The 14,940-nt window shown below is 37.5% G+C and carries 21 protein-coding genes and 1 pseudogene; 18 read left to right on the plus strand and 4 right to left on the minus strand.

Features of this window, described 5'->3' with window-relative positions; translation table 11 throughout:
* Positions 1 to 36: 36 nt before the first annotated feature.
* From PROVALCAL_RS05480 to ymcF, 8 genes and pseudogenes are all read left to right on the plus strand, one after another.
* Entirely contained in the window at positions 37 to 486 is a 450-nt protein-coding gene (locus PROVALCAL_RS05480) for a NinB/YbcN family protein (protein ID WP_039861650.1), read from the plus strand.
* 20 nt (positions 487 to 506) lie between these two features.
* A complete protein-coding gene (locus tag PROVALCAL_RS20325) occupies positions 507 to 698 on the plus strand; it encodes a DUF7740 domain-containing protein (RefSeq protein WP_473086656.1) in 192 nt (63 codons plus the stop codon).
* Complete coding sequence (locus tag PROVALCAL_RS05490; protein WP_006658139.1) at positions 699 to 1,157, plus strand: hypothetical protein; 459 nt, start codon at positions 699 to 701, stop codon at positions 1,155 to 1,157.
* A complete protein-coding gene (locus PROVALCAL_RS20200; protein WP_006658140.1) occupies positions 1,154 to 1,438 on the plus strand; it encodes a hypothetical protein in 285 nt (94 codons plus the stop codon). Before PROVALCAL_RS05490 ends, PROVALCAL_RS20200 begins: the two co-directional genes overlap by 4 nt.
* Positions 1,439 to 1,441: 3 nt before the next feature.
* Entirely contained in the window at positions 1,442 to 1,822 is a 381-nt protein-coding gene (locus tag PROVALCAL_RS05500; protein ID WP_006658141.1) for an antiterminator Q family protein, read from the plus strand.
* 222 nt (positions 1,823 to 2,044) lie between these two features.
* The gene (locus tag PROVALCAL_RS05505) at positions 2,045 to 3,040 is read left to right on the plus strand and encodes a YbgA family protein (protein ID WP_039861651.1); all 996 of its coding nucleotides are present in this window, start codon (positions 2,045 to 2,047) and stop codon (positions 3,038 to 3,040) included.
* Positions 3,041 to 3,560: 520 nt separating this feature from the next.
* The gene (gene cspE, locus PROVALCAL_RS05515) at positions 3,561 to 3,773 is read left to right on the plus strand and encodes a transcription antiterminator/RNA stability regulator CspE (protein WP_006661258.1); all 213 of its coding nucleotides are present in this window, start codon (positions 3,561 to 3,563) and stop codon (positions 3,771 to 3,773) included.
* A pseudogene (gene ymcF, locus PROVALCAL_RS20295) lies at positions 3,730 to 3,903 on the plus strand (cold shock small protein YmcF); the annotation flags it as partial. The gene cspE and the pseudogene ymcF, both read left to right, overlap by 44 nt.
* A gap of 116 nt (positions 3,904 to 4,019) precedes the next feature.
* Here ymcF and PROVALCAL_RS05520 read toward each other — a convergent pair.
* Positions 4,020 to 4,226, minus strand: a complete 207-nt coding sequence (locus PROVALCAL_RS05520; protein ID WP_006658146.1) for a hypothetical protein — start codon at positions 4,224 to 4,226, stop codon at positions 4,020 to 4,022.
* Positions 4,227 to 4,751: 525 nt separating this feature from the next.
* Between PROVALCAL_RS05520 and PROVALCAL_RS05525 the strand changes: the two genes are divergently transcribed.
* The 6 genes from PROVALCAL_RS05525 (at position 4,752) to PROVALCAL_RS05550 (ending at position 8,199) form a co-directional block, all read left to right on the plus strand.
* On the plus strand, positions 4,752 to 5,093 hold the full coding sequence (locus PROVALCAL_RS05525) for a hypothetical protein (protein WP_006658147.1): 342 nt from the start codon (positions 4,752 to 4,754) through the stop codon (positions 5,091 to 5,093).
* Positions 5,094 to 6,306: 1,213 nt separating this feature from the next.
* The gene (locus PROVALCAL_RS05535; protein WP_006658150.1) at positions 6,307 to 6,540 is read left to right on the plus strand and encodes a hypothetical protein; all 234 of its coding nucleotides are present in this window, start codon (positions 6,307 to 6,309) and stop codon (positions 6,538 to 6,540) included.
* Positions 6,541 to 6,633: 93 nt separating this feature from the next.
* Positions 6,634 to 6,768, plus strand: coding sequence for a hypothetical protein (locus tag PROVALCAL_RS20155; RefSeq protein WP_262362027.1), 135 nt, complete (start codon positions 6,634 to 6,636; stop codon positions 6,766 to 6,768).
* A gap of 145 nt (positions 6,769 to 6,913) precedes the next feature.
* Entirely contained in the window at positions 6,914 to 7,114 is a 201-nt protein-coding gene (locus PROVALCAL_RS05540; protein ID WP_006658152.1) for a phage holin family protein, read from the plus strand.
* Positions 7,095 to 7,667 carry a lysozyme gene (locus PROVALCAL_RS05545; protein WP_006658153.1) on the plus strand — a complete coding sequence of 191 codons (573 nt, stop codon included), beginning with the start codon at positions 7,095 to 7,097 and terminating at the stop codon, positions 7,665 to 7,667. The genes PROVALCAL_RS05540 and PROVALCAL_RS05545 overlap by 20 nt, the downstream gene beginning before the upstream one ends.
* An 82-nt stretch (positions 7,668 to 7,749) precedes the next feature.
* Complete coding sequence (locus tag PROVALCAL_RS05550) at positions 7,750 to 8,199, plus strand: lysis protein (protein ID WP_050788072.1); 450 nt, start codon at positions 7,750 to 7,752, stop codon at positions 8,197 to 8,199.
* A gap of 113 nt (positions 8,200 to 8,312) precedes the next feature.
* Here the strand turns inward: PROVALCAL_RS05550 and PROVALCAL_RS05555 are convergent, their stop codons facing one another.
* From PROVALCAL_RS05555 to PROVALCAL_RS05565, 3 genes are all read right to left on the minus strand, one after another.
* Positions 8,313 to 8,525: a KTSC domain-containing protein gene (locus PROVALCAL_RS05555; RefSeq protein ID WP_006658155.1), complete on the minus strand. Its 213-nt coding sequence runs from the start codon at positions 8,523 to 8,525 to the stop codon at positions 8,313 to 8,315.
* Between the two features lie 848 nt (positions 8,526 to 9,373).
* Positions 9,374 to 9,607 carry a DUF1161 domain-containing protein gene (locus tag PROVALCAL_RS05560; protein ID WP_006658156.1) on the minus strand — a complete coding sequence of 78 codons (234 nt, stop codon included), beginning with the start codon at positions 9,605 to 9,607 and terminating at the stop codon, positions 9,374 to 9,376.
* A 186-nt stretch (positions 9,608 to 9,793) separates the two neighbouring features.
* The gene (locus tag PROVALCAL_RS05565) at positions 9,794 to 9,925 is read right to left on the minus strand and encodes an entericidin A/B family lipoprotein (RefSeq protein ID WP_006658157.1); all 132 of its coding nucleotides are present in this window, start codon (positions 9,923 to 9,925) and stop codon (positions 9,794 to 9,796) included.
* 470 nt (positions 9,926 to 10,395) lie between these two features.
* Between PROVALCAL_RS05565 and PROVALCAL_RS05570 the strand changes: the two genes are divergently transcribed.
* The 4 genes from PROVALCAL_RS05570 (at position 10,396) to PROVALCAL_RS05585 (ending at position 14,842) form a co-directional block, all read left to right on the plus strand.
* Entirely contained in the window at positions 10,396 to 10,911 is a 516-nt protein-coding gene (locus PROVALCAL_RS05570) for a lipocalin family protein (protein ID WP_006658158.1), read from the plus strand.
* A gap of 468 nt (positions 10,912 to 11,379) precedes the next feature.
* On the plus strand, positions 11,380 to 11,982 hold the full coding sequence (locus PROVALCAL_RS05575; protein WP_006658160.1) for a hypothetical protein: 603 nt from the start codon (positions 11,380 to 11,382) through the stop codon (positions 11,980 to 11,982).
* A gap of 2 nt (positions 11,983 to 11,984) precedes the next feature.
* Positions 11,985 to 13,472 carry a terminase large subunit gene (locus tag PROVALCAL_RS05580; RefSeq protein WP_006658161.1) on the plus strand — a complete coding sequence of 496 codons (1,488 nt, stop codon included), beginning with the start codon at positions 11,985 to 11,987 and terminating at the stop codon, positions 13,470 to 13,472.
* A complete protein-coding gene (locus tag PROVALCAL_RS05585; protein ID WP_006658162.1) occupies positions 13,472 to 14,842 on the plus strand; it encodes a DUF4055 domain-containing protein in 1,371 nt (456 codons plus the stop codon). The genes PROVALCAL_RS05580 and PROVALCAL_RS05585 overlap by 1 nt, the downstream gene beginning before the upstream one ends.
* Positions 14,843 to 14,940 lie beyond the last annotated feature (98 nt).

Genomic DNA, 14,940 nt, shown 5'->3' on the forward strand with positions numbered 1-14,940 from the left:
AAAACTAATTTTCGCAAGGGTAAAATAGGAGGCTAATTGACAGATGGCATCTGTCTCCACAAATCTAATCTCAAAGGCATATTCAAAACCCTCTCAGAATTAACAGAAACCGGTAAGCGATATCGAATCAGAATTACTGAATGGCGTGACCTCAGAACAATACCAATGAACAGAACATGGCGCATGTGGATAGAAACCACAGGCGATTGGCTACGTGCGCGTGGCGTTGTCATTGATATTAAAAATGGGGCAGGTGAAGTCGTTCTATCAAAGCCAATCACTAATGAAGAAACTCATGAATATTTTGTCGGTCTCTGGTTAGGTCGTGATGAAAACGGAGAGCGTGAGAAAACCCGCAAGATGGATAAAGCACGGATGCTTCTAATGATGGAGAAGCATGAACAATGGTGTATTGAGAAAGGCATCCCAATCATCATTCCCAATAACTCGGAATATATGAAACTTAAGGAGCAACAAGAGAGATGAGAAATGAGGCTGAAGTGTTTATGAGCGCACTTACTACCCTTAAATTATGCTGGGCTATTCATAAATCAAATGATGCGGTCAGAAAGTGTGCTGGAATGTTAAAGCGCAAATTTATATTACCGCATGCAGTAGATACTATGAGGACGATAGAACTAAGCGAAAGCCCTATGGTTGTGATTGTAGTCGCTGAGTGGGGTATTCAGGAGAAATAAATGGCATTAAAACGCGACAAGCACGATATTGTGTTTTCGCAGTTGGTCCGGGAAAGAGCAAATTATGAATGCGACTACTGCGGAAGACAATTTAGACACGAACCTTCAAAACTCCACTGTTCACATTTCAAATCACGACGACACAAATCAACCCGATACCATCCCTTTAATGCTTTCGCTCACTGCGTAGGTTGCCATCGAAAACTCGGCGAAGACCCACACGAATTCAATGCTCACGCTGTTATCACTTACAGCGAAATGACGATTGACCGCGTAGCTCGTTTAGACGGTACTTCAGTGAAGTTGAAACCGTGGCAAATGGATGAGTTATATCAGCACATGAAGATTGAGCTTAAAAGGATTCAGGCGCTACGGGCTAGCGGTGTAATAGGTCGGATTGAGTTCACATTGCCTGATTGGTATCAGCAGGGGATCACTTACCAGATGGGGGATTTATGAAAGCTGAAATTACGACTATACCTGAATTGCTTATTAGGACATATGGAAATATGGCAAAGGTTTCTAGGTACTTAGGATGTTATCGCGCGACAGTAAAAAAATACTCTACCGATGTTAATGCTGAAAATCATGCTGTGATAAATGGGCGATTAATGACTATGTACAAGACAAGAGATAGAGGCACTTCAAATCTCGCCAAAGAATCAGATAGTGCCATTTCTATAGCTAAACATATTAACGCTGAATCCGACGGCAAAAGCTCGCAAATTAATACGAGGTAACGGATGCGTAATATTCAACAGGTACTAGAAATGTGGGGCGCATGGGCTGCGAATAATGTCGAGTCAGTTCAGTGGTATTCTACAGCAGCAGGCTTTAGTCGCTTAATACCTAATAAGGTTAAATCTCGACTTCAATGTTGTGACGACGATGCAATGATTATCTCTAGCTGTATGGCTCAATTAAATAAAAAGAACCGTCATATGCATGACTTGCTACTGGATTATTATTTATTTGGGAAAACATTCATGCAGCTAGCTAGAGAACATAAATGCTCAGATACTCACATAGGGAAAAAACTTCAGAAAGCAGAGGGTGTTATTGACGGAATGTTGATGATGTTAGATATAAAATTAGAGTTAGATAGGTATGTAGAGAAGATTTAATAAAATACTTTACGATCGTAAAATAGCTGATATTGTGATAAGAATGACAACAACGTCAGCAGCTTATGAGCCTCACTTCAGTGGGGCTTTTTTGTTTGTTTTATTAGAGTGTGAAGTAGTGATTTATAAAGCTAGTAAATAAAGTGCAATGTTACTAATATGAATTCAATTATTATTATAAATCAATTTCGTATATAAGTGATTTCATATAAGGTGGCAATGATGGTTAATCTTCTTACCTCTAGTGATATGAGCAATACATTAGGTAAAAAAATCACTGTAGGTATTAGCTCATGCTTATTGGGTGATAGCGTTAGATTTGATGGTGGTCATAAGTGCTTTCATTTTGCTGTAGATGAGTTATCAGATTATTTCGAATACCAACAAGCATGCCCAGAGATGGCAATTGGCTTACCAACACCTAGACCCGCATTGAGGCTAGTTAAATCTGAAGATAATAACGTTAGACTCAAATTCAGTGATGGTCGGGAAGGCGATTTAACTGAAGAAATGGTTCAGTTTTCGACTGACTATTTGAGTAGGCTTTCAGATTTAAGTGGTTATATTGTATGTAAAAACTCACCTAGCTGTGGCTTGGAAAGGGTTCGAGTGTATGATTCTGTTGGCAATGGTAATAAAAAATCTGGAATGGGGCTTTTTACTGAACAATTACTCAAAGTTATGCCTTGGTTACCAGTTGAGGAAGATGGTAGGTTAAGTGATCCCCATATTCGCGAAAATTTCATTATACGGGTATTTGCTCTTTATGAGCTAAATGAACTAAAGAAAAACGCCTTCAATCGTCACTCATTAATCGACTTTCATACTCGATATAAGCTCCTTTTATTGGCTCATTCACAACCTCTTTATCGAGAACTTGGTCGTTTTGTTGCTAGTAACAATGAATGGGATTCAATCGACTCTTATTTTGATGAGTATCGAAATAAGTTTATGAATTTATTACAGCACCAAGCAACTAGGCGCAATCATACTAATGTACTTATGCATATCCAAGGTTATTTTAAACGCTATCTAACATCAAACCAAAGACAAGCATTAAGCAAGTTAATCCTCGAGTATCGACAAGGAACACAGCCTTTATTGGCACCCTTAACATTAATAACGCACTATTTATCTGAATATCCTGATAACTATTTGAATAATCAAAAGTACTTTCATCCATATCCTCAGTCATTAAGACTGCGATATGGGTTATGATATTAAAAATAACACTCTAGAATTTCAAAGTTATTCGTATGATTGGATTGTCCTGTCATATGAATATTGAACCTAAGAGCTATGTTAGCGTATAACTGTCGGGATGAACGAAATCATCCATATTTAAATAAATCACCTAGTGAGGCTTTTTCATATACAACCTCAGTTAATCAAATCAATACTGTTGCAAAAAATAATTGGGTTGATAAGAAATTGACTATCAACATGATTTGTTTGAAAAAGTTATTGATGGTGAATGTGTGGTGTCTTAAGCAAAATCAACTCTTTTGCGGTGAGAGTGAAAATTAAATTTGCTATCCCTGTATTTGTGTGGCTTAATAATATCACTGGTTTGGAAGTACAGACCTATTTATGAAAGCAAGTTTTGAAAGTTCCCCGTTTAGCGTTATCCCATAGATACCCATTCGTAGTGAATTCCTCCTAATTAGTTCCATAAGTAACAAGAAACATCAAACCTATACGCCATGTGGCAACAATTAAAAATTCAAAGGAATTCAATATGTCTAATACAATGACTGGTTTAGTAAAATGGTTTAACGAATCTAAAGGCTTTGGCTTTATTTCTCCTGCTGATGGTAGCAAAGATGTGTTCGTACACTTCTCTGCAATTCAAAGCGACAGCTTCAAAACGCTGAACGAAGGACAAAAAGTTAGCTTCTCAGTAGAGAATGGTGCAAAAGGTCCAGCTGCGGCAAACGTGGTGGCGCTTTAAAGACACTATAAAAGTCTATCTGTACTTTAAATGTCCTTGCTGTAGTGGATCTCAATATAGAACGTCACAGTTTGATATTTCAGTAAATAATCCACATGGCGCTAAATGCATTTTTTGCAAAAGTGCTATGAAAGCGCAAGCATGTTAGTAACTTGATTGGCTATTATTAAAAACCTCGCATTTGCGGGGTTTTTTGCATTCTCAATAATGAAAACTCTATTTGCCAGCTTCTGTCTAATTCATATGCTAGATAGTTTTATCTATAGCTTTTTCAATCGCTTTACATTCAGGACCATTTCCACTGGATTGCTCTATTTTACCGGGTAAGTTACCTTCGGGAGTATCCATCTTTATCACGCAAGTGTCAGACTTAGATTGGGGCTTAGTGTTCGATGAACAACCTGTTACTAAGGCGATAATAAAAAATACTAATATAGATTTGTTTTTACGCATACTCTTTATCCTGTTTTTAAAGGGTAATTATTGATGCTACCAAAGGTTAAGAGTGAAGTACAAAGTAATCCACAAAGTCGGTCTGTACGTTTTATTTATTTTCTATAACGTTTAAATGGTAGGTCTGCCGCTCTTTAAATCGACTCGCAAAGCTGGGACTTACCTTTTCATTGTGGAGAATGCCAAGGCTGATGGGCTTAATATTAGTGTAGGTTAGATGTCCACATGAGCAACATAAGTGAGCGAAATGCCAGTATCACACCGATAGATATACCGAAAGTCCCTTTGCTTTGGCTGGATGAAACAATAATTATGAATGAGACCACAAACCCAATTATAGGGATAGCTGTTAATAACTGAACAAGACCACCAAGCATGGTAAATTCCATTTAAGTTAAGTGATTGTATTTTATTATTCGTTAGAATAATGCCTCCAACCGTTTTTCTATTAGCCGTTTTCCGTTTTTTACTTTAGCATTACAGCGGTGCCAAACTTAAGCTAAATTTCAATAAGAGTGAAAATATATGGATACGGAAAAAGTAGAATATAAGGTCGCAGGGAAAGGAATTCTAAATGCATTTTGGTTCGGTCTTATTGCATTTATCATTGCTTTAATCATCAATCAAGTTAGCCCACATAATAACTCTGGAGGATGGTCAGCACTTGACCGAGGGTTGTGGATGGTTTTTATTATTTTTGGTGCTGGGGTTTATTGTTTTTTTTGCTTCATAATTGCCTTGGGTGAGTGGTTAGGTAACCGGAAAAAGAGCCATGTAAATACTGAACGGGCAATGATAGCCACCTGTTTACACGGTATGGTTGCTTTATTTGTGGGCGTTTGTACATTGATGATTTTCTATCAGTAACTTTCTATTTTATTAAAAAATTATCCCAAGGGCTGCCATTGTGTAGCCTTTTTTCGTTTAAGAGAGGCATCAAGTGAAAACAATCCAAGTTACGGCACCAAAGCTTAATGGCTCAATCTCTTTTGAAGTACATCAGAAAGATCAGCGTCTTGTTAAAGGTATTTTTACGGAAAAACTGCCCCCCAGTTTGTTAGAAAATATCGTGTCAAATGCACATCTGATGATCTAGTCGTCACCATCACTCATAGTGAAGTTATGGGGAAACAAAATACGGTAGATAGTGAAAAAAGTATTAGTGCGCTACGCAAAATCAATGCTAGTGTGATAAGAGTGAATACGTTGTAACCGAACTTATAGAATGAAACCTCGCAATGCGGGGATTTTATTGGCAAAAAAAAGCCACTCCAGTGGGTGGCAATATAAACAATTTAAAACTAGAAAATTTAGATTAGGCTACAACTAATATAATGCCTTTACATAATGATTATTGTGTACTAAATAAAGTAATGTAATAAATACTTGATGAGTAAGTTATTGATTTCTTCGTCCATACATTTCATCTTGCATACATTGTGCGTGTACTGGACCCCTCTCTGTACCACATATTTTTAGAGCTTCATTGTGTTTTTCACACAAGGCTACGTTGGTAGTATTAGAACAGTCTAACAATCTAGGACCTCTTACGGCTGATCCTTGATTTATGTTACGCATATTCTGCATATTAGCTCTATTTTGATTAAATGGGCGTTCATTAGTTGTATCTTGCCACCGAGGATTGTTTGAGTTGTTCCATGATCCTGGCTGTGCAATCGCAATGATAGGGATTAATAGAAGTAGTGGGAATATAGCTTTCATAATCTGACTCCTGATAATTATAATTAATGGATAGATGCTAGATTGCCTTTTTAGATTACTAAATAACCACTAAAAAAGTATGGAGATATCATGAGATATATTTGAAGATTTTATGATTATTTTTAACATTGTTTTAATGTGTAACTCTATAACGATCAGGTAACTTCAAGTGGTAGTACTGCCGCTCTTGAAATCTACCCGCAAAGCTGGGAGTTACCTTTTTATTGTGGATAACGCGAATGTTGAGTACCTACCCATATATTCTTCCAATTATTTATCTGCGCTAGATCTATTCATTGATACGAAGCTACCTATTTGCTAGGTTGAAATAACGGGGAAATGAATAAAGCAGGCCGTTATGGATTATTATTTAACGAAAAGTGATCGCGATGGAATAGTCGTATTGCATAAAAAAGTATGCCCGCAACTTATTCAACACAGTAATGCTGCTTATGTTGGTTATTATTTTGGTGAGTATGGTGCAATACAGAAAGTTGAAAGCATGACTGCGAGCACTGTTGTTAGTTGTCCTGAATGCATGACTGATATGCAAGCTGAGAATAGCGTTTTTGAAAAAAAGGATAAATACTAGTTACTATCATTTTAAGTAGAGGTAGTAATTCAACAACAAAAAATTCCAAGGGCTACGCATTGCGTGGCCTTTTTTCGTTTAAGAGAGGTAGTTATGAGTAATCAAAATGAAGGTGAATTTTTAGGCGTTATTGTCACTAGTTGTGATTTAGGTCTAGAGGAACGAGTAACAGCATTAGAAAAACAGATCGCCGACATGCAAAAGGTAGCGATCTGTGAAAATTCGTAGTTAATCAGCCATCCCTTCGGTAAGTCACATTGGGCGGAATATCTAACTTATCTCAAATACTGATTAAATTCATTAATCTAAATCTAGCTGCTATTGCTGGTGGCTTTCTATTAACTAAACATCGGAACACTCCGCAGGGGTGGATATGCGTATGCACGAAAAATACTCTAGCCCCTTTTCTTATGCTCTTGGAGTTATCACTACTGCAGCTGGGGCGTTATCACTAGACCAGTGGGCGGTGCTCATTGGGATTATCTGTACTGTCGCTACCTTCTTGGTGAATTGGTACTACAAACGGAAAGAATTCAAATTAAGAGAGGCTAACAGTGGCAAAGATACCAAATAAAATAAAAATAGCCGCTGTGACAGGTGGGCTGATGGCATTAACTGTTGCAATGGTGATTAATTTTGAGGGATATGAGCCCAAACCCTACCGTGATGTAGGTGGTGTTCTTACGGTGTGTTATGGGCATACAGGTTCTGACATTATTCCGACGAAAACCTATACAAAAGTCGAGTGTGACGAGTTACTGGAAAAAGACTTAGCAATCGTCGCTAAAGCAGTAAACCCCTTAATTAAAATCAATATTCCTGATTACACCAGGGCGGCACTTTATTCATTTACTTATAACGTGGGAATAGGTGCTTTCTCGCGCTCAACATTACTTAAAAAACTTAATACTGGTGACCAAGCTGGCGCATGTCATGAACTAAAACGCTGGATATATGCAGGGGGGAAGGCGTGGAAAGGGCTAATGACGAGACGAGAGGTAGAAAAAAAAGTGTGTCTTGGCGAGTTTGCTTATGCTTATCCTCCTTTATTATCTGTCTACCCATCTACTGGGCAATTGGCGTATACGCACTTCGAGACGACACTTGTGGTGGCACTGACAAGATAAGTTTAGAAAAGCGTTGCCAGAAAGCTATCGATCATTACAAAGGTCGGCAAGTTAATTTTTAAACGTCTCTATGGTAATCGCCATGAATAAAGTCAGCATATTGTTATTTATTGTCGCATTGATAGCGATATGGGGAATGTGGAAACAACACGAGAGGATAGGTGAGTTAAATACCAAAAATGCCGGACTACTCGTTGAGTTGACAGAGCAGGTCAAAATTAATGAGGATTACCAAAAACGCATTAACTTACTTCATGAACTCGACAAAACTCACACAATGGATCTATCAAATGCAAAAGCTGAAATTGATAAGCTGCGCAATGATGTTAGTAATGGCACTAAGCGCGTGTACGTCAACGCCAAATGTCCAAAACCCGCAGCGAATACCTCCGAGAGCGGAAGCAATGAAAATCCCGCACGACTTAGTGAAGCAGCTGAACAAGATTATTGGCGTCTCAGAGAAATGATGACGGAAAACGAACAACAGACGTTGTATTTGCAGAATTACATTCTGATGGAATGCTTGAGATAAGTTTTATTTAATTAAGTTAGAGGGTATGGATAACTCGCGATGAAAGGTAGAAATATTTAACTTAACAGAAATAAGAATTCCCTCAATGCTGAGGGAAAGTAGTAGTTATATAATCAAACGTCTTTTATCAATACATATTTCCCAATAATATATCGGTCAATATGTTGTTTCTTATCTTTAGCTACAACTAATCTTTGATATTCAATATATGGCACATTTTTATATCTGTAAGCACCTTCTTTATGGTGACTAATTTCTAATATCTTTTTTTCATGATTATAATCAATAAGATATCCGCTTTTTGAGTCAATGTTGATTCTGTACATTTCTATCCATCACAGAAAAATAAATAACAGTGTTAGTTTTTGAATAAAATCGAATGAAAAGTGTAGTTTAAATCCGCTATGTTTCAATCTATTTCAAGTTATTTCAAAATATTTCAGATTGGCATTAGAAATGACTAATATTAGATTGATTAACTCATTGTAATCAAACAAGTTTGGCTTAGGTCGCCATGAGTGAAAGTTAACGACTTGGTAGCAATAAAAAACAAGAAAAATGAATAGAAACAGTTTTTAATTTATACAGGCTGTTTTTTACCTGAGAGGTGACTGAGCTGTTAGTTATAATTAGAATTAAAGCTCGGTAATATATGGCTATAAATTAAGAATTATTGATTCGATGATAACAAGAAGGTGAAGGTAAATTTCCTAAAGGTAAGAAATACTTGAAAGGAATTGCGGGGTTTTAGTGAGTTCAAGCATAATAATATCTATTATTATAAGCAAGTTAGCTACTCAGAAATTAATTTCATTAAGTAACGAGTATTACTTAAAACTCAAAAACAAAAGCCCCAAATATCGGGGCAAAATAGAAAATAACTGCTTATGAATAGAGCGCCACTATACATTAACTATAAGTGACTACTACATGAAAAAGGTAGTAATCTCAATCAGATATTACAATTTTGACCGTCTTAAAGGTATTTTTGAGGTTTCAGAATATTTTTGCGGTAACTAGAATTGTATTGATATCAATGCGAATAATGCAGAAGCAAGCACAAGAAGGGTGACTTTGGTTAGGATTTTAAGCTAATTCTATTAAGCTATAATTTGAGACGCCCATGTTTTACGATTAAAATGGAAGGGCTCCGGACGAGCCCTTTTGGGGCGAATTATTTTTTTGTATAAATAATTTTTTGTGTTTCATTAGAACAGTTACCTACAACAGTACCTTGTTGTGAGGCTGCTTCTTCACTTGAAACGACAGTAATGGTAAAGCTATCGCTTGGGACACCATTGTTAATAATTTTTTGCGTAATTTCTTCAACAACGCTTTCGCATGAAGCACCCGCAATGACTGGAATAAATAATGTCATTAATATTGCTGTAATTATTTTTCTTTTCATATGTAATATCCCTTATAAGTTAGAGTCAGTTAATAAAAACACACTATGATAAGTTTAATTACCTGTCTTAAGTGAAATATTTGATTTTATCAATTAATGCTAGCCATGGTATTTTATTTTTTGAAAATTGAGGCATAAGAGGTTGTATTTATATCTAAGCCTCAAGGGTTGGGTAAAAGTAAGATTTTACTCTGCAGCCCTTTGTATTGCTTCTCCACCGGCTTCTATATCTTTACCTACGCCTTTAGTCGTATTGCAGGCAGCCAAGTTCATAACGATAACTAGTGAGCATATGAGGAAACTGAATTTTTTAATCATACTTCCTTCCTTACATTGTGTGAGGTTATAAGCTACAAAGGTCGTCTTTCATTATAGCAGAATAATTTGATTGTTTATTGGAACGATATGTAACGTGATAGATGATTATAAGCAATAGATAAGTGCTTTAGTGAGATATGATATCTGACAAATTAAAAAGAGCTGCTATATTTTAGGTGGTGCTATTCATTTTGATAATAAAATAACATTAGCAATAAGGGGTACACTCTATGATATTAAAAGAGTTATTTATCCGTATGCTTCATGTTTTTCAATACCTTTTAGTCGGTATTCTTTTAATATTATCATCAATCGCTTTACCACACTGGTTAGGGTAATTCGGGTTAGCGCGGCAATGACTTTATTTAAATGCTAGGGCTCTATAGTTACGAAATATTAAATCACTATAGTCGCTCTACACTCTTTTTTATGCGAAAGTATCTTATAGATAAATTTTCTGTGAGGTTGTAATGCAGATAAAGTCAGTTTTTATGCTTGTAAGTATGCTTTTACTTAATGGGTGTAGTGTTAAGGTGCCATCTGACATAACCCCTATTAAACATTTTGAGCTATCTCGCTATCTTGGTGAATGGTATGAAGTGGCTAGAATAGATAATCGATTTGAAAAGGGGCTAAGTAAAGTTTCTGCAAGCTATTCTCTACGCAATGATGGTGGTGTAAAGGTAGTCAATAGAGGATGGGATTCAAACGGGAAAAAGTGGAAAGAGAGTATAGGAAAAGCTTATTTTGTTGAATCGTCGGATGTAGGTGCCTTGAAAGTGTCTTTTTTCGGTCCTTTTTACGGCGGCTATAACATTATTAAGCTTGATGACAACTATCAATATTCGCTAGTTGTGGGACCTAATAAAGATTACTTATGGGTATTATCGCGTACACCAACTATGCCGCCAGAACTTTTAGATGAATACCTTAACTTTGCTAGTGTTAATGGTTTTGACAGGCAAAGAGTATTGATATTTCAATAGAATCACAAGTCAATTACTTGTTACGACATTAATTTATTAACAAGTACAAATGTAATTACTGTAATAGACAACCCGCCTAGTGCGGGTTTTTTATTGTAAATAATAAAGCTCAAAATGGTGAGTTTTTAATTTGTTATGAGAAATTCTTTAAGAAATATTCATACTTGAAGGACAAGTTGTTTTCTTGCTAAAAGACTTCAAGGTTTTTGGTGAAACCAATCGACAAAATAATTGGCTACTAAGATGTAAAGATAAGTGTGTAGATAAAAAATCCCTTATTGCAACGAACACAATAAGGGAGATTGCAATAATACTAAATATTGTATTTGGCAATGAAATTAACAATGAATATATAAAATACATTAATTTAATTATTATTATTCTGATTTAAATCAAATTAAAGGTTTTTGTAAAATCATACAAATCTTGTTTTTGTGTTGGCTTTTTGATTTATCATGAGGGTGAATAATGTTCAAAAGACCAGATTGGGAGGCTATTGAGTCGGCTTACCGAGCTGGCGTAATGTCTATAAGAGAAATAGCCTCTCAATATGAGATAACCCATCAAGCGATAAGTAAACGGGCAAAGAAAGAAGGATGGGAACGAGATTTAAAGGCAAAGGTTAAGGCTAGGGCTGAAAACTTGGTTGCCAAAAGAGAGGTTGCCACTCTGGTTGCCGCCGAGAAGGCTATTTCTGAGCGGCAACTTATCGAAGCTAATGCTGAAGTCATTGCCAATGTTCGTATGGAACATAGGGGTGATATTCGCAGGGCTAGGGAGTTAACCAACAGTTTATTTGATGAGCTATCTGCTGAATGTACGGATGTACCTGCTTTAAGGAAGCTAGGTGAATTAATGTTTGAGCCTGATAGCAATGGGCGAGACAAACTCAATGAACTCTACAATTCAATCATCTCCCTCCCCGAACGTGTTAAATCTGCTAAAGCATTAAGTGAGACACTTAAAAACCTAATTGGACTTGAGCGCCAGGCATACGGGCTGGATGACGCGCAGCAGAATAAAGTATCCGACTCTATATCGTCACTGATGGACGACCTATCGAAGGAATAAGCATGAAGCCAGAATATCTTGCATTATTAAGAGATAAGCTCTGGCGACTGAATCACTTGTACTGGATCACCAACAAAGAAGGTAAGCCAGTTCGATTTAAAATGACGCCGGAGCAGCTTGAATACTTTGAAGGGATGCATACGCGAAACATTATACTAAAGGCTCGTCAGCTTGGTTTTACGACTGAGGTTTGCATTATCCAATTAGATGCGGCGCTATTTGAAGCTGCTAAATGTGCGTTGATAGCTCATACACTGAACGATGCCAAACGGTTATTCAGAGAAAAAATAAAGTATGCCTACGAAAAGCTACCCGAAGAAATTAAAGCTGCAAATCCGGCGAGTAATGATGCTGCTGGTGAATTGGTTTTTAGTAAAGGCGGGTCACTTTATATCAGCACGTCATTTCGTGGTGGCACTCTTCGATACTTGCATGTATCTGAGTTCGGAAAGATATGTGCAAAGTACCCTGAAAAAGCTCGTGAGATAGTTACTGGTGCGTTTGAAGCTGTATCAAGTGACTGTTTTACAACAATTGAAAGCACTGCTGAGGGGCGGGCGGGCTATTTTTATGATTATTGTCAGTCGGCCGAGAAAGCGCAAATTCAGTGTAAAACTCTATCTAACTTAGATTGGAAATTCTTTTTCTTTTCATGGTGGAAGAATCCTGAGTATGCGATTGATCCTGTTGAGCAATTGCCGCAGCGATTAATTGATTATTTTGATGAGATATCCCGCAAGCATGGCATTCACTTGGATGAGCATCAGAAAGCGTGGTACTACGCAAAAGAAAAAACACTTGGCGATGATATGAGGCGGGAATACCCGTCAATACCCTCAGAGGCATTCCAGCAATCAGTTGAAGGTGCTTACTATGCTAAGCAATTCCGCTTTCTGTACGAAAATAAACGCATTGGCACACTTCCTGATAATTCTCACTTACCTGTTCATACGTATTGGGATATCGGCGTTGGTGATTCAACGTCAATCTGGTTTATTCGTGAAGTCGGTAATGAATTCCACGTGATAGACCATTACTCAAACAGTGGTGAAGGTCTAAGACATTATATGAAAGTGCTGAAAGATAAAGGCTACACATACGCGAGTCATAATGGACCTCATGATATTGATAACCGTGAATTTGGTTCAGATGCGAAATCGCGTAGAGAACTAGCTCGTGAAGGGTATGAAATTGACGGGCAAATTTACTCGATTCAATTTGACGTAGTGCCAAAGCTTTCTATTGATGAAGGTATTGAGGCTGTACGTGAAATTCTTCCTCTGTGTGTCTTTGACGAACATAAATGTGGTGAAGGCATTGCTCATCTCGAAGCATATCGAAAAGAGTGGGATGACAAACGAGGTTGCTGGAAAGATAAACCACTTCACGATTACACATCACATGATGCTGATGGGTTTAGATATTTTGCTGTAAGTAGACGGAACGTTAAACGACCAGCATTCGAAATTAACTTAGGAACAACCTTCTGATGAGTATAAATAATGTTGATTTTACTCGACCGGAGTATAAAACGGCTGCTCCTCAGTGGGAGTTAGTTCGCGCTGTTTGCCGGGGTGGCGATGACATAAAAAATTATCTTCCTGAACTTGAAGAACAAGACAACAAGCGTAAAAAGAAACGTAATAAGGACTATCAAGACCGTGCGGTGTTTTACCCAATAACAGGTAACACTCGTAACGGTATGATAGGGATGGCATTCAAGAAAGACCCATTAGTTGCGGTTACTGAAAAACTGTCTTGTTTAAAAGATGATGCAGATGGCGCAGGTTCAAGCATTTACCAATTAGCTCAATCCTCTCTTGAATCGGTATTGGAAGTGGGACGACATGGGCTATATGTTGATTACAACAGCGACTCTATGCTCCCGTACATATTTCAATATCAAGCTGAGGATATCATTAACTGGCGAGCAGACCGTATCAACGGTCGAACCATATTAACGTTGGTGGTTCTTCGTGAAATGGTTGAGGAAGAGGATGGTTTTGGATTTAAAGATACCATTCAATACCGAGTACTAGCGATAGAAGATGGCAAGTTTATCTGTAGAGTATATCGCAAGCCAGCTGGCAGCAATGTGTATCAAATCCACTCTGAATATATTCCTGAACGTGCAGGTAGTGGTGCTTGGGATGAAATTCCATTTACGTTTATTGGCGCTCAGAATAACGATCACACTATTGATGAAGCTCCATTGTTAGGGCTAGCAAAAATCAACCTAGGGCATTATCGAAATTCTGCAGACTACGAAGATTCAGTGTTTTTTTGTGGGCAAGTACAGCCTTACATTGGTGGATTAAGTGAGCAGTGGCGCGACTGGCTGCAAGAAAAAGGCGTCATGGTTGGCTCTCGTTCACCAATCTTATTGCCTGATAAAGGTTCTTATGGATACGTTCAAGCTCAGCCAAATATGTTGGCTAAAGAAGCTATGGACAGTAAGCGCGATTACATGGTGGCTTTAGGCGCTCAGTTAGTTTCTGCAGATAGTAAAGTCAAAACGATTATTCAATCTGTGGGGGAGCAAAGTGCTCAAACCTCTATTCTCAGTATTTGTTGCTCAAATGTCTCAGATGCGTTTAGCAAAGCGTTAATGTGGTGCGCTGAATACTTAGGTTTAGATACTAAAGACACTTCTTTTGAAATTAACAAAGACCTCGTTAATCACATTGCTGATAGTTCGATGATCCGTGAAATTGTGGCTGCATGGCAATCTGGTGCAACACGCAAGTCTGACTTGGTGAGAAGTTTACAGAAATATGATGTTATCGATCCCGCTGATGATATTGATATGGTGGTCGATGAGCTTAACAACCAAGAGCCGACAATAGTAGGTGAAACATGAAATCAGTGAATGAGCGATTAAGGGATGAATTGATAGCTCACACTTTGTTTTCTGGTCGTTATTCTACAGGTGTTGCAAGGCGCATGATAAATGCACTC

The sequence above is a fragment of the Providencia alcalifaciens DSM 30120 genome, from assembly GCF_000173415.1.
GTDB lineage: Bacteria > Pseudomonadota > Gammaproteobacteria > Enterobacterales > Enterobacteriaceae > Providencia > Providencia alcalifaciens.

What these genes read in the sequence shown, in the direction of transcription:
- PROVALCAL_RS05535 (WP_006658150.1), top strand. Translation starts at nt 6,307, where the DNA reads ATGGATTATTATTTAACGAAAAGTGATCGCGATGGAATAGTCGTATTG.
- cspE (WP_006661258.1), top strand. Translation starts at nt 3,561, where the DNA reads ATGTCTAATACAATGACTGGTTTAGTAAAATGGTTTAACGAATCTAAA.
- PROVALCAL_RS05555 (WP_006658155.1), bottom strand. Translation starts at nt 8,525, where the DNA reads ATGTACAGAATCAACATTGACTCAAAAAGCGGATATCTTATTGATTAT.
- PROVALCAL_RS20200 (WP_006658140.1), top strand. Translation starts at nt 1,154, where the DNA reads ATGAAAGCTGAAATTACGACTATACCTGAATTGCTTATTAGGACATAT.
- PROVALCAL_RS05500 (WP_006658141.1), top strand. Translation starts at nt 1,442, where the DNA reads ATGCGTAATATTCAACAGGTACTAGAAATGTGGGGCGCATGGGCTGCG.
- PROVALCAL_RS05505 (WP_039861651.1), top strand. Translation starts at nt 2,045, where the DNA reads ATGGTTAATCTTCTTACCTCTAGTGATATGAGCAATACATTAGGTAAA.
- PROVALCAL_RS05560 (WP_006658156.1), bottom strand. Translation starts at nt 9,607, where the DNA reads ATGAAAAGAAAAATAATTACAGCAATATTAATGACATTATTTATTCCA.
- PROVALCAL_RS05525 (WP_006658147.1), top strand. Translation starts at nt 4,752, where the DNA reads ATGGATACGGAAAAAGTAGAATATAAGGTCGCAGGGAAAGGAATTCTA.
- PROVALCAL_RS05540 (WP_006658152.1), top strand. Translation starts at nt 6,914, where the DNA reads ATGCGTATGCACGAAAAATACTCTAGCCCCTTTTCTTATGCTCTTGGA.
- PROVALCAL_RS20325 (WP_473086656.1), top strand. Translation starts at nt 507, where the DNA reads ATGAGCGCACTTACTACCCTTAAATTATGCTGGGCTATTCATAAATCA.
- PROVALCAL_RS05565 (WP_006658157.1), bottom strand. Translation starts at nt 9,925, where the DNA reads ATGATTAAAAAATTCAGTTTCCTCATATGCTCACTAGTTATCGTTATG.
- PROVALCAL_RS20155 (WP_262362027.1), top strand. Translation starts at nt 6,634, where the DNA reads ATGAGTAATCAAAATGAAGGTGAATTTTTAGGCGTTATTGTCACTAGT.
- PROVALCAL_RS05575 (WP_006658160.1), top strand. Translation starts at nt 11,380, where the DNA reads ATGTTCAAAAGACCAGATTGGGAGGCTATTGAGTCGGCTTACCGAGCT.
- PROVALCAL_RS05570 (WP_006658158.1), top strand. Translation starts at nt 10,396, where the DNA reads ATGCAGATAAAGTCAGTTTTTATGCTTGTAAGTATGCTTTTACTTAAT.
- PROVALCAL_RS05550 (WP_050788072.1), top strand. Translation starts at nt 7,750, where the DNA reads ATGAATAAAGTCAGCATATTGTTATTTATTGTCGCATTGATAGCGATA.
- PROVALCAL_RS05520 (WP_006658146.1), bottom strand. Translation starts at nt 4,226, where the DNA reads ATGCGTAAAAACAAATCTATATTAGTATTTTTTATTATCGCCTTAGTA.
- PROVALCAL_RS05490 (WP_006658139.1), top strand. Translation starts at nt 699, where the DNA reads ATGGCATTAAAACGCGACAAGCACGATATTGTGTTTTCGCAGTTGGTC.
- PROVALCAL_RS05580 (WP_006658161.1), top strand. Translation starts at nt 11,985, where the DNA reads ATGAAGCCAGAATATCTTGCATTATTAAGAGATAAGCTCTGGCGACTG.
- PROVALCAL_RS05585 (WP_006658162.1), top strand. Translation starts at nt 13,472, where the DNA reads ATGAGTATAAATAATGTTGATTTTACTCGACCGGAGTATAAAACGGCT.